The sequence below is a fragment of the Streptomyces sp. NPDC101776 genome, assembly GCF_044766845.1.
Lineage (GTDB): Bacteria > Actinomycetota > Actinomycetes > Streptomycetales > Streptomycetaceae > Streptomyces.
Genome location: NZ_JBIWMV010000007.1, coordinates 145274 through 156914, shown reverse-complemented (window position 1 = coordinate 156914; position 11641 = coordinate 145274). Strand labels below are relative to the sequence as shown.

Below are 11641 nucleotides of genomic sequence, written 5' to 3'. Positions count from 1 at the left end.
CCATGCTCGCCACCCCGGGCACCCTCCCGCCCGCCGAACAGGACACCCGCTGGGCCTACGAGACCAAGCAGGACGGCCAGCGCGTCCTGGTGTATCTCCCCGGCGACGGAAGCGTCCTCCTGCGGGCCCGCTCCGGTACGGACATCACGGGTGCGTATCCCGAACTGCACGCCCTGGGCGGCGAGTCGCGCGCCTCGCCGACGATCCTGGACGGTGAGGTGCTGGCCCTGGACGAACAGGGCCGCGCCGACTTCCAGTTGCTGCAGAACCGGATGGGCCTGGCCGCGTCGCCCGCACTGGTGGCGCACCGGGCGGCGAACACACCAGTGCATCTGGTGCTGTTCGACCTTCCTCACCTCGACCGGCCGCTTCTCGCGCTTCCTTACGCCGATCGCCGCGCGGAGTTGGAGCGGCTCGGTCTCGACGGCCCGTACTGGTCAACTCCCGCCGCGCTCACCGGACATGGCGCCGAAGCGCTGCGAGCCACTCGCACCCACGGGCTGGAGGGCCTGGTCTGCAAGCGGCTGGACTCGGTGTACGAACCCGGGGTCCGCTCCCGTGCCTGGATCAAGATCCGCAATCTGCGCGGCGAGGACGTGGTGGTCGGCGGCTGGGTGCCCGGCAAGGGGCGTCTGACGGGCCTGCCCGGCGCGGTACTGGTGGGGCAGCGCGCGGGCGGCCGGCTGCGGTACGTCGGCAACGTGGGCACGGGCTGGAGCGAGGCCGAACGGGCCGAACTCGCCGTGCTGTTGGGGGCGGCCGGGACCGACACGTGCCCCTTCGATCCGGTACCGCCGGTGGCCGGCGCGCGCTGGGTGGTGCCCCGGCTGGTCGGCGAGGTCCGCTACAGCACCCGTACCAGAGCCGGGATGCTGCGCCAGCCGTCCTGGCTGCGACTGCGGCCGGATCTCGCGCCGGAGGACTCGGCGGCGGACGTACCGAAGGACCCACAGGAGGACGTACCGGACCACTGAGGAACTTGCGAAGATCAAGTATTGGGCACCGTGTCACCATCGTGACACCTCACCCCCTTGGCGCGTACATGAAAAGTAGGGACTCTGAAAGCCCTTTCCACCCCCAGCCCCCGCCATTCACAGCTGTCGGGCTGCGCCCAAGAGGAGGACGCAGTGTCGTCCCAGAAGTCCCGAACCCGCCGCAGAAGGTGGCTCGCCGGTCTCGGCGGTGCCGCCGTGCTCGTCATCGCCTTCCCTTCCGCCGCGTTCGCCGCCCCGCCCACCGCACTGCCCGCGAACGCCGAGGCGGCCGAGCAGACGTATCTGCCCGCCTTCGACTACGACACGGACGGCTGCTACCCGACGCCCGCGATCGGCCCCGACGGGACCATCAACGGCGGTCTCAAGCCGACGGGTTCGCTCAGCGGCGACTGCCACGACGCCTCGGACCTCGACAACACCAACAGCTACTCGCGCTACAAGTGCAACAACGGCTGGTGCGCCTACATGTACGGCCTCTACTTCGAGAAGGACCAGGCCCTCGCCAACTCCAGCATCGGCGGGCACCGCAACGACTGGGAACACGTCGTGGTGTGGGTGCAGAACGGCACGCTCCAGTACGTGTCGACGTCCAACCACGGCTCGTTCACCGTGCACGCGGCGTCCGATGTCCGTTTCGACGGCACCCACGCCAAGATCGTCTACCACAAGGACGGCATCGGCACGCACGACTTCCGGCTCGCGAACACGAACGACGAGCCGCCGGAGAACGACAAGCACACCTGGCAGTACCCGCCTCTCGTCGGCTGGAACGGCTACCCGGCGGGCCTGCGCGACAAGTTGAGCGCCTACGACTTCGGCAGCGCGAACTTCGGACTCAAGGACGCCAACTTCGTGGCCCACCTCACCTCGGCGAAGCCTTCCGGAATCTCGTTCGACCCCGCCGCCTGACGGTACCGTCCACAGGGCAGCATCGTTCTCAGGGCTCCCGGGATCATCTCGACCCCGGGAGCCCGAGAGGACGGAACGTGGCAGCTGAACGCAGGGTCTCGCGGCGAGCTCTCCTGATCGCCCTGGGCATCGCCGGGGCGACGGCCGTCCCCGCGGGTGCGCAGGGCCCGGCTCCCGGGAACGGTTACACCATGCCCACCCTCGCCTTCGACGACCAGGCCGTCCATCACCGGCTCGGTGACCTGTACTCGTCCGCGCTCCGGTCCGTGTCCGGCGCCAACACCATCGGGGCCGACCGCTCGGTGTACGACAAGGCGGGTCTGCTCGCCTACCCGCCCGGCACGGTCGTCCGGGCGGGCGGCGGCTATCCCGCGCCGCAGCGCTGGACCCGGGACGCGGCCGTCAACGCGTGGAGCGGGGTCAGCCTGCTGGCGCCGGAGGTCGCCCGCAACACCCTGTGGTCCGTGGTCGACCGCGTACGGGACGGGTTCGTCGTCCAGCAGGACAACCAGTGGTGGGACCAGATCGTGTGGGTCCTGGCCGCGCACCACCACTACCTGGTCACCGGCGACCGCGACTTCCTCTCCCGGGCCCACGACACGTCCGCACGCACCCTCGCGGCCCGCCGCGCCCAGCACTTCAACCCGTCGTTCGGCCTCTTCGAGGGCCCGGGCTTCATGAACGACGGCATCTCCGGCTACCCGAGCCCGCCCGCCTCGACGTCCGTCCACTCGTCCTTCGTCCTGGACCACCCGCACGCCGACAAGCTGATGTGCCTGTCGACCAACTCCCTCTACTACGGCGCCCAGTTGGCCCTCGCCGCGATGTCCGAGGCCCTCGGCCACCCCGTACAGGCCGCCTCGTACCGCTCGGACGCGGAGCGCCTGCGCACGGCGATCGACCAGCACCTGTGGCGCGCGGACGCCGGCACCTACGGCTATCTCGTGCACGGCGAAGGCCCCCGCGCCGGACAGCTCGACACCTCCCAGGAGGGCGCGGGACTGGCCCTCGCCGTCCTCCTCGGTGTCGCCGACGCCCGCCGCGCCGGGCGGCTCCTCGACTCCACGCACTGGCAGCCGTACGGCATCGTCAACGTCTGGCCGCACTTCCCGCGCTTCGACGACCGGCGTCCGGGACGGCACAACGTGATGGTCTGGCCGATGGTCCACGGGCTGTACGGCCAGGCCGCCGCCGGTGCGGGCCGCACCGAGCCGTTCGCCCTGGCCGTGGACACCCTCGCCGGCCTGGTGACCGCGAGCGGCGGGTTCCACGAGCTGTACAACTCCGTGACCGGCGCGGTCGACGGCGGCTGGCAGGGCGGCGCGAGCGGGCACGCGAACCACTTCGTGTCGCAGCCCGACCAGACGTGGTCGGCGACGGCGTATCTGCGCCTGATCCACGACGGCCTGTTCGGCCTGACGTTCACGGACGACTCGCTACGGCTGCGCCCGTGCCTGCCGTCGGCCTGGGGGCCGGTGAGTCTGCGCGGGCTGCCGTACCGGGGCATGACGCTCGACGTGACGCTGAGCGGCGGCGGGAGCCGGGTGCGGTCGTGCACGGTCGACGGGCGGCCGGGGGAACCGGTCGTAGCCGCAGGCGGGAGCGGTCGTCACACCCTGCACCTGGAGCTCACCGACTCGGCGTGAACCCGTACGTCACCGTCGGCCGGTGTCGGGGTCCGGTCCACGGCGGGGTGCCGGACGGTCTATCGTGTCCGCATGTCCGTGCCCGAACTGATCCGAATCGTCTCCCGTGACTCACCCATGGCGCTGGCCCAAGTGGAGCGTGTTCGCGCCGAGTTGGCCGTCCTTCATCCGCAGGTGCGCACCGAGGTCGTGCCGGTCAAGACGACCGGTGACAAGTGGATGGGCGATCTGGCCCTGGTCGAGGGCAAGGGGGCGTTCACCAAGGAGGTGGACGCCGCGCTGCTCGCCGGCGTGGCGGATCTCGCGGTGCACTGCGTGAAGGACGTGCCCGCCGACCGGCCGCTGCCCGCCGGTACGACGTTCGCCGCGTTCCTGAAGCGGGACGACATCCGTGACGCCCTGGTCCACCCCGGTGGGCTGACCCTGGACGAGCTGCCGGCCGGTACCCGGATCGGTACCTCGTCGATCCGGCGAGTGGCCCAACTCGCCGCCACGCACCCGGAGTTGCAGTGTGTGCCGTTCCGCGGCAACGTCAACCGGCGGCTGGAGAAGCTCGCGGCGGGTGAGGCCGACGCGCTGCTGGTCGCGATGTCCGGGCTGGAGCGCATCGACCGCCGCGACGTGATCAGCGAGGTGCTGTCCCCTGAGGTGATGATGCCGCCGATCGGCGCGGGCATCCTCGCCCTGCAGTGCCGCGAGGGCGACACCGACGTCATCGACACGGTCAGCGGGCTCGGTCACCCGGAGACGCATCGTGAGGCGACCGCGGAGCGCATGTTCCTGCACGTCCTCCAGGGGCACTGCAACAGCCCGATCTCCGGGTACGCGCAGGTGGACCGGAGCGGTGAACTGTCGCTGCGCGCCTGTGTGTTCACCCCGGACGGCAAGACCCGGCTCAACGCCCACGAGTGGGCGGGGCGGCTGGACCCGGCGACGCTCGGCACATCGGTGGCGGTGGCGCTGCTGCGGCAGGGTGCCCGGGAGATCATCGACGGCATCCCGCACTGACCGGAGGGTCGCGGACCCGCGGGTCTCAGGGGGTGCCGGGTTCCGCCTGGTCCCGGAGGAAGTTGCTGACCTGGTGCGCCAGGCCGTCCCGTCCGGCACCGGCCGCGACGGCCTCCTCGCACAGACCGATGCCGCCCGCCCACAGGCGCCGCTGCGTCCACTCCTCCTCCACCCGCAGCTGGACCTGTACGTCCACCTGCTTCAGGGCGGCCTCCGCGCCGGCCGCGTACACGACAGCGGTGGCGCGGCGCAGCGGATGGACGTCGAAGCCCTCGATGAACTGTGAGCTGCGCCAGTCGATGAAGGCGCTCTCGCCGTCCGGGCCGAGCCTGACGTCGATCTGGCCGTCCTCCAGGTGGATGCCGTAGTGCCGCGCGCCGCGGTTCTCGACGGTGACACGGAGAGTGAAGTAGGTCAGCCCTTCGGCGGCGTCGTCGCGCCCGCGTGGCGGCTCGGCGGCGGCCAGGCTGTGGACGCGGACACGCAGACCGGCGTGTTCGTCGTACTCATGCCAGTCCCCGACCACGTTCGGCTCGTACACAATGCACCCTCTCGACCTCAGAGAGCTGCTTCCTATCTGTGTGCTCAGCGCACTGTCAAATGAGCAGAATGCGCTGTGGCCAGCGTTTTCGCCCGCTTGATCACTGATCAAGCCGTGCGCAGCGAGAATCCGCTTTCCGGCCGTCGAATCCCGGCCGGGGGCGTGCCGCACATCACGTCCCCGGCAAGATCAGCGGGCGAGGCGTCCGAGCAGGGAGGAAGCGGCCGCGATGCCCAGTGCGGCGGCCAGCAGCAGGACGGCGAAGTCGGTGCCCACATGCGACGGGGTGCCGAGCAGCAGCCCGCGCAGGGCGTCCACTTCGTAGCTCAGCGGGTTCGCCTTGCTCACCGCCTGCAGCCAGCCGGGCATGATCGCCACGGGGTAGAGGGCGTTGGAGCCGAAGAACAGCGGCATGGTGATCGCCTGTCCGAAACCCATCAGGCGGTCCCTGCTGAGCACGATGCCGGCGATGGTCATCGACAGACAGGAGAAGAAGGCCGAGCCGAGGATCACGATCGCCCCGACGCCGATCAGCTTCAGCGGGTTCCAGGTCAGCGCGACTCCGAGGATCGCGGCGATGACGATCACCACGACGGCCTGGATCAGCGACTTCACCCCGGCCGCGAAGGCCTTGCCGGTGATCAGTGCCGAGCGCGGGGTGGGGGTGACGAGGAGTTTGTTGAGGATGCCGGCGTCGCGTTCCCAGATGATCTGGATGCCGTAGAAGATGGCGATGAACATCGCGGACTGGGCGATGATGCCCGGGGCGAGGTAGTCGATGTAGGGGATGCCGCCGGTGGGGATCGCCTTGATGCGGGTGAAGGTCTGGCCGAAGATCAGGAGCCAGAGGGCCGGTTGGACGGCTCGGGTGTACAACTCGGTGCGGTCGTGGCGGAGTTTCTGGAGTTCGACCGCGCACATCGCGATGACGCGGGCGGGCAACAGGCGCCAGCCGGCCCGGGGTTCGGGCGGGGTGAGCAGCAGGTGCAGGTCGTACTCGGGGACGGGGTCAGCCGACGCGGTTCGCGGTGCGGCGGGTGCTTCGGACATCGCGGAAACCTCCTGACTTGTCGTCGAGACCGCTGCCGGCCACGTCCCGGAAGACGTCCTCAAGGGTGGGCAGCGGATCGGTGGCGGGCGCTCCGTCGGCGCGGCGGCGTTCGCCGAGGCCCTCGCGGAGCTGGTCCGGGGTGCCCAGGGCGCGGATGCGGCCGCGGTGCATCAGGCCGACGCGGTCGCAGTACTGGTCGGCCTCGTCCATGTAGTGGGTGGTGACCAGCACGGTCATGCCGGTGGCCTCGCGCACGGCGTTGATGTGCTCCCACACGCTGGTGCGGGCGATCGGGTCGAGGCCGATGGTGGGTTCGTCGAGGATGAGCAGGCGGGGCGCGCTGACCAGGGCCTGCGCGAGTTCGAGGCGGCGGACCATGCCGCCGGAGTAGGTGTTGGCCAGCCGGTCGGCGGCGTCGGTGAGGTCGACGGCCCGCAGCGCCTGGGCGACGCGTGCGGCTCGTTCTCTGCGCGGTACGTCGAAGACGCGGGCGAAGAGAGCGACGTTCTCACGGCCGGTGAGCCCGCTGTCCGCGGACAGTTGCTGCGGGACGTAGCCGAGCATGCGGCGCACCGACATCTGTTCCTTGGCCGTGTCGTGGCCGAAGACGTGGACCATGCCCGCCGGGACCGGCAGGAGGGTGGTGATACAGCGGATGGCCGTGGTCTTCCCGGCTCCGTTGGGGCCGAGCAGTCCGAAGACCTCGCCCTCCCCCACGGACAGGTCGAGCCCGTCCACCGCGGTGGTCTCGCCGAAGGAGTAGGCGAGCCGGGTGCAGCTGACGGCTGCGGACCGCTCGGTGACGGTGGCAGTGTCAGTCTCGGTGGCGGTGTCCTGCGTCATGAGTCCTCGGCCTCCTCGTGCAGATTGACGGCCAGTCGGTGCAGGGCCGGGATCGCCGCGCGCAGCGCGTCCCGGTCCGCCTGGTCGAGACGGTCCACCTGTCCTCGTACGAGGGCCGCGCGCCGTGCGTGCCAGTCGCGGAGGCGGGTCTTGGCCGCCTCGGTGAGCTGCAGGCGGGCGGCGCGCCGGTCGGCGGGGTCCGTCTCGCGGATCAGGAAGCCGTCCCGGGCGAGCTGGTTGACGAGCGTCGACACCGAGTTGCTCGCGAGGAACAGCTCCTTGGCCGCGTCCGAGATGCCGATGCCCGGCCGGACCTCGACCAGGCGCAGCAGTTCCACCTCGGCGCCGCGCAGTCGCGGCAGGGTCATCTCGCTGCGCAGTCGCCTGCGGATCAGCCGCTGGACCCCGACGAGCGCGTCGGCCAGCTCTTCCGGGAACTTCTCCGTCTCCACCCCTGGAGATTACCTCTTTAGCAGAGGTAACTAACCCAAAAGGATGGTCAAGACACCCGCTCGGCAGGCCGTCGGACCGGTTCCGGTTGGACACTGGTGGGGACCGGTGGCCGCCGGTCCAGGAGATCGGAAACGCGACTGCCATGAACCACGACAGGAAACCGCCCTTCGGAGAACCGGACTCCGTCTCCACCCGTACGGTGTTCGGCGCCCCCTGCTGGGTGAGTCTCACGAGCCGTGATGTGGAGACCACCGAGGCGTTCTACGAGGCCGTGTTCGGCTGGAAGTGGCGTTCCGCCAGCCTGGGCGACCGCTTCCGGATCGCCACGGCGAACGACAATCCGGTGGCCGGCCTGGCCGCGGTGGCGTCCATGTGGCAGGTCGCGGTGGCCTGGACGCCGTACTTCGCGGTGCCCGACGCGGATGTGACGGCGGCCCGGGTCCGTGAGCGCGGTGCCACGGTCGCCGTGGGACCGCTCTCCTTCCCGCCCGGCCGCGCGGCTCTGCTCGCCGACCGGGACGGCGCGACCTTCGGCATCTGGGAGGGCGATCTCATGGGCGGCTGGGAGACCTGGCGCCGCTCGGCCCCGGCCTTCGTCCGCCTGCACACCCGCGACGCCTTCGACGCGGCGATCTTCTACGGCGAGGTCCTCGACTGGGCCTCGGCGGACCCGGCGAGCTGCGAGGTCCGGTACGAGGGCGGCGAGGTGGTCCTGCGCAGTGGCGGCAACGTCGTGGCGCGGATCGAGTCGGGCGCGCTGGAGGCGGCCCCGGACCCGACCGTCCGGCCGCACTGGCAGGTCCACTTCGCGGTCTCGGACATCAGGTCGTGCGCCCGGGTCACGGAGGCGTACGGCGGGAGCATCCTGCGGGAGAACGCCCACGAGGCCGTGCTGCGCGACCCGGACGGCGCCCGGTTCACGGTGACCTCGCGTGGCGCTCCCTGACCCTCAGCGCCGGGCGGGGCGCGACAGCAGCACCAGGCTGCGGGCCTCGACCACCAGCTCCGTGCCGGGCTTGTGTTCCGTCTCGTCCGGGGTGCCCTGGGGTTCGGCCGTGTCGATCAGGGTCGTCCAGCGCTCGCCGTAGGTGGCGTCGGGGAGGCGGAAGTCGACGGGCTCCCAGTAGCTGTTCAGCAGGAGCAGGAAGGAGTCGTCGACGACGGGCCCGCCGTGCGGGTCGCGCTCGGCGATGGCGTCGCCGTTGAGGAACACACCCACACAGTGCGCGTCGGAGCGCTGCCAGTCCCGATCGGCCATCTCGCGGGCGTCGGGCAGCAGCCACACCAGGTCGGGCAACGGCTGTCCCGCGTGCACGGCGGTCTCGCCGCGGAAGAACCGGCGGCGGCGCAGTACGGGATGTGCGGCGCGCAGCCCGATGACGTACCGCGTGAAGGCGGCGAGTTCGCGCTGCTCCTCGGTCAACTCCCAGTCGATCCAGGCGAGTTCGTTGTCCTGGCAGTAGGCGTTGTTGTTGCCGCGCTGGGTGCGGCCCAGTTCGTCGCCGTGGCCGAGCATCGGGATGCCCTGCGAAAGGAGCAGCGTGGCAAGGAAGTTGCGCTGCTGACGGGCGCGCAGCTCCAGCACGGCGGGGTTGTCGGTCTCGCCCTCGGCTCCGCAGTTCCAGGACCGGTTGGTGCTCTCGCCGTCCCGGTTCCCTTCCCCGTTGGGCTCGTTGTGCTTGTCGTTGTACGAGACCAGGTCGCGCAGGGTGAACCCGTCGTGCGCGGTGACGAAGTTGACGCTGGCGCGCGGCCGTCGCCGGCTGTGCTGGTACAGGTCGGAGGAGCCGGTGAGCCGGGACGCGAACTCGCCGAGCGTGTGCTCGCCGCCCCGCCAGAAGTCCCGTACGGCGTCCCGGTACTTGCCGTTCCACTCCGACCACAGCGGCGGGAAGTTGCCCACCTGGTAGCCGCCCTCGCCCAGGTCCCACGGCTCGGCGATGAGCTTGACGCGGCTGATCACCGGGTCCTGCTGGATCAGGTCGAAGAACGCCGACAGCCGGTCCACCTCGTGGAACTGCCGGGCCAGGGTGGCCGCGAGGTCGAAACGGAAGCCGTCGACGTGCATCTCGGTGACCCAGTAGCGCAGCGAGTCCATGATGAGCTGAAGGACGTAGGGGTGCCGCATCAGCAGGCTGTTCCCGGTGCCCGTCGTGTCGTAGTAGTGGCCCCAGTCACCGTCCACCAGACGGTAGTAGGAGGCGTTGTCGATGCCCCGGAAGGACAGGGTGGGGCCCTTCTCGTTGCCTTCGGCGGTGTGGTTGTAGACGACGTCGAGGATCACTTCGAGCCCGGCGGCGTGCAGCGCCTTGACCATGGACTTGAACTCGGTGACCTGGCCCCCGCGTTCACGGTGCGCGGCATAGGTGTTGTGGGGCGCGAAGAAGCCGATGGTGTTGTAGCCCCAGTAGTTGGACAGTCCGCGGTCCTGGAGCACCCCGTCCTGCACGAACTGGTGCACCGGCATCAACTCGACCGCCGTCACGCCGAGTTGGGCGAGATGGTCGACGACCGCCGGATGCGCGAGTCCCGCGTACGTCCCGCGGAGTTCCTCGGGCACGTCCGGGTGGGTGCGGGTCAGGCCCTTCACATGGGCCTCGTAGATCACCGTGTCGGCGTACGAGCGCCGGGGCGGGCGGTCGTCGCCCCAGTCGAAGGCCGGGTCGACGACCACGCCGAGCATGCCGTGTCCGGCGCTGTCGCCGGGGGCGGGTCCGGCCGAACGCTCGTACAGCGAGGGGTCGTTGTCGATCTGTCCGTCCACCGCCCCGGCGTACGGGTCGAGGAGCAGCTTCGCCGGGTTGCAGCGGTGGCCGAGGGCCGGAGCCCACGGCCCGTGCACCCGGTAGCCGTAGCGCTGACCCGGTCCGATTCCCGGCAGATAGCAGTGCCACACGAAGCCGTCGGCTTCGGTCAGCCGAACGCTCCGGTGGCTGCCGTCGTCCTCGACGAGGACGAGGTCGACGCGTTCGGCGACCTCACTGAACAGGGCGAAGTTGGTGCCCTTCCCGTCGTAGGAGGCACCCAATGGATGGGGGTGCCCGCTCCACACGGACACCCCTCTCCTGCGCGGGCTCGCGGTCACCGGGCGTCCTCCAGGAGGCCGGGCGTCGGACGGGCCGGCGGGGCGGCGGGCACCTCGCGGGGAAGCTGGAGCATCTCCCGCAGGCGCGGCGCGGGCGTCCTCGGGACACGCGGGACGCGTTCGCCGCTGCGGGCGCGCCGGGAGAACCAGATGATCCTGCTTCCGGCGCCGGTGGCGCAGCAGCCCCAGCCGTCGCTCGTCGCGGCGATCCGGGCGAGGCAGGCACGCAGATCCTGGTCCGGGCGCAGATCGCGGTCGTTGTCGCCGATGGCGGTGATCAGGTGCTGGCCGTTCCACCACAGCTCTATCGACGTGTGCTTGTCCGTGGCGTGCTCGTCGATGGCCCGCAGCAGCAGCTCGGCGCCGCGGCGGACGGGCTCCACGAGGATCTCCAGGTCCCAGAGCCGGAGGTGGGCGGCCAGGATGCGCCCGACCTGCCCGACCCGTTCCGGGGTGACGTCCACATCGAGGTGGTAGTAGCAGGGCACTGCGGTCTTCATCGTCGTTGGCTCCCTACCGGCGAAGCTCACGCTTCCCCTCGACCTGCGGGGCGGGACCCCGAACACGAAGCGTGAGCAATGATCGCTTCTGAGTCAGCTCCAGAGTGCGAGTGCTAGGCCATTCGTGCAACACGAGCGACGAGTGGGGTAGTTGAAGATCCAACAAGACGCTTGGTCATCACCTGTGCACCATGAGTGAAAGCCTCGACTGCCGTGACGGAGCCATGCCGCTCCGTGCACGGCCGCCACCCGACGGTCGGGAAACGCGGTCCGCCGAGGCGGAAGGTGAACAGCGCCATGCTGCTACCCGCCAAAGCCGAAGTCGCCCGCCAACTGCGGCGCTATCGGGCGTGGGAACGCGTGATGCTCGCGTCGCCGGGCGACCGGACGGTACGGGCCACCTTCGAGGACTCGGGCTACACCTTGTGCGTACTGATGGGGAAACGCTGCGCGCGCGAGGCCTCGGAAGCCGCCGAGCACTACCTGCGCAGCAGCGCGGGCTCCTACCTCCAGGAACAGAACGGACGCCCCCGTACTTCGGCCGTCGTGCACCGCGGGCCGCCCGTCACCGTCGCCGTCGACCGGCGTTCCCCGGCGGGAAGGTAGTCCC

At 70.4% G+C, this 11641-nt stretch carries 12 protein-coding genes; 6 read left to right on the top strand and 6 right to left on the bottom strand.

All coding sequences use genetic code 11. The features are described 5' to 3' along the window. The first annotated feature begins 2 nt into the window (after positions 1 to 2). The 4 genes from ACIRRY_RS23325 to hemC all read left to right on the top strand — a co-directional run bounded on the left by ACIRRY_RS23325 (position 3) and on the right by hemC (position 4558). Entirely contained in the window at positions 3 to 974 is a 972-nt protein-coding gene (locus ACIRRY_RS23325) for an ATP-dependent DNA ligase (protein ID WP_403976387.1), read from the top strand. A gap of 153 nt (positions 975 to 1127) precedes the next feature. Then, the gene (locus ACIRRY_RS23320; protein ID WP_403975828.1) at positions 1128 to 1904 is read left to right on the top strand and encodes an NPP1 family protein; all 777 of its coding nucleotides are present in this window, start codon (positions 1128 to 1130) and stop codon (positions 1902 to 1904) included. A gap of 77 nt (positions 1905 to 1981) precedes the next feature. Continuing rightward, on the top strand, positions 1982 to 3550 hold the full coding sequence (locus tag ACIRRY_RS23315) for an MGH1-like glycoside hydrolase domain-containing protein (protein ID WP_403975826.1): 1569 nt from the start codon (positions 1982 to 1984) through the stop codon (positions 3548 to 3550). Positions 3551 to 3622: 72 nt separating this feature from the next. Continuing rightward, positions 3623 to 4558, top strand: a complete 936-nt coding sequence (hemC, locus tag ACIRRY_RS23310) for a hydroxymethylbilane synthase (protein WP_403975823.1) — start codon at positions 3623 to 3625, stop codon at positions 4556 to 4558. Between the two features lie 25 nt (positions 4559 to 4583). On the opposite strand, the gene ACIRRY_RS23305 is transcribed toward hemC, so the two are convergent. The 4 genes from ACIRRY_RS23305 to ACIRRY_RS23290 all read right to left on the bottom strand — a co-directional run bounded on the left by ACIRRY_RS23305 (position 4584) and on the right by ACIRRY_RS23290 (position 7445). After that, a complete protein-coding gene (locus ACIRRY_RS23305) occupies positions 4584 to 5099 on the bottom strand; it encodes a hypothetical protein (RefSeq protein ID WP_403975821.1) in 516 nt (171 codons plus the stop codon). Positions 5100 to 5288: 189 nt separating this feature from the next. Next, entirely contained in the window at positions 5289 to 6149 is an 861-nt protein-coding gene (locus ACIRRY_RS23300; protein ID WP_403975819.1) for an ABC transporter permease, read from the bottom strand. Next, positions 6109 to 6993, bottom strand: a complete 885-nt coding sequence (locus ACIRRY_RS23295; RefSeq protein ID WP_403975816.1) for an ATP-binding cassette domain-containing protein — start codon at positions 6991 to 6993, stop codon at positions 6109 to 6111. The genes ACIRRY_RS23300 and ACIRRY_RS23295 overlap by 41 nt, the downstream gene beginning before the upstream one ends. Beyond that, a complete protein-coding gene (locus ACIRRY_RS23290) occupies positions 6990 to 7445 on the bottom strand; it encodes a MarR family winged helix-turn-helix transcriptional regulator (protein ID WP_403975814.1) in 456 nt (151 codons plus the stop codon). Before ACIRRY_RS23290 ends, ACIRRY_RS23295 begins: the two co-directional genes overlap by 4 nt. Positions 7446 to 7588: 143 nt before the next feature. Here ACIRRY_RS23290 and ACIRRY_RS23285 point away from each other — a divergent pair, with 143 nt between their 5' ends. Further along, complete coding sequence (locus tag ACIRRY_RS23285) at positions 7589 to 8392, top strand: VOC family protein (protein WP_403975812.1); 804 nt, start codon at positions 7589 to 7591, stop codon at positions 8390 to 8392. A gap of 3 nt (positions 8393 to 8395) precedes the next feature. Here the strand turns inward: ACIRRY_RS23285 and glgX are convergent, their stop codons facing one another. Then, positions 8396 to 10504, bottom strand: a complete 2109-nt coding sequence (glgX, locus tag ACIRRY_RS23280; RefSeq protein ID WP_403975810.1) for a glycogen debranching protein GlgX — start codon at positions 10502 to 10504, stop codon at positions 8396 to 8398. A gap of 23 nt (positions 10505 to 10527) precedes the next feature. Continuing rightward, positions 10528 to 11031, bottom strand: coding sequence for a pep a2 (locus tag ACIRRY_RS23275; RefSeq protein WP_403975808.1), 504 nt, complete (start codon positions 11029 to 11031; stop codon positions 10528 to 10530). A gap of 297 nt (positions 11032 to 11328) precedes the next feature. On the opposite strand from ACIRRY_RS23275, the gene ACIRRY_RS23270 reads away from it, so the two are divergent. Continuing rightward, positions 11329 to 11637, top strand: coding sequence for a DUF5133 domain-containing protein (locus ACIRRY_RS23270; protein ID WP_403975805.1), 309 nt, complete (start codon positions 11329 to 11331; stop codon positions 11635 to 11637). The last annotated feature ends 4 nt before the right edge of the window (positions 11638 to 11641 follow it).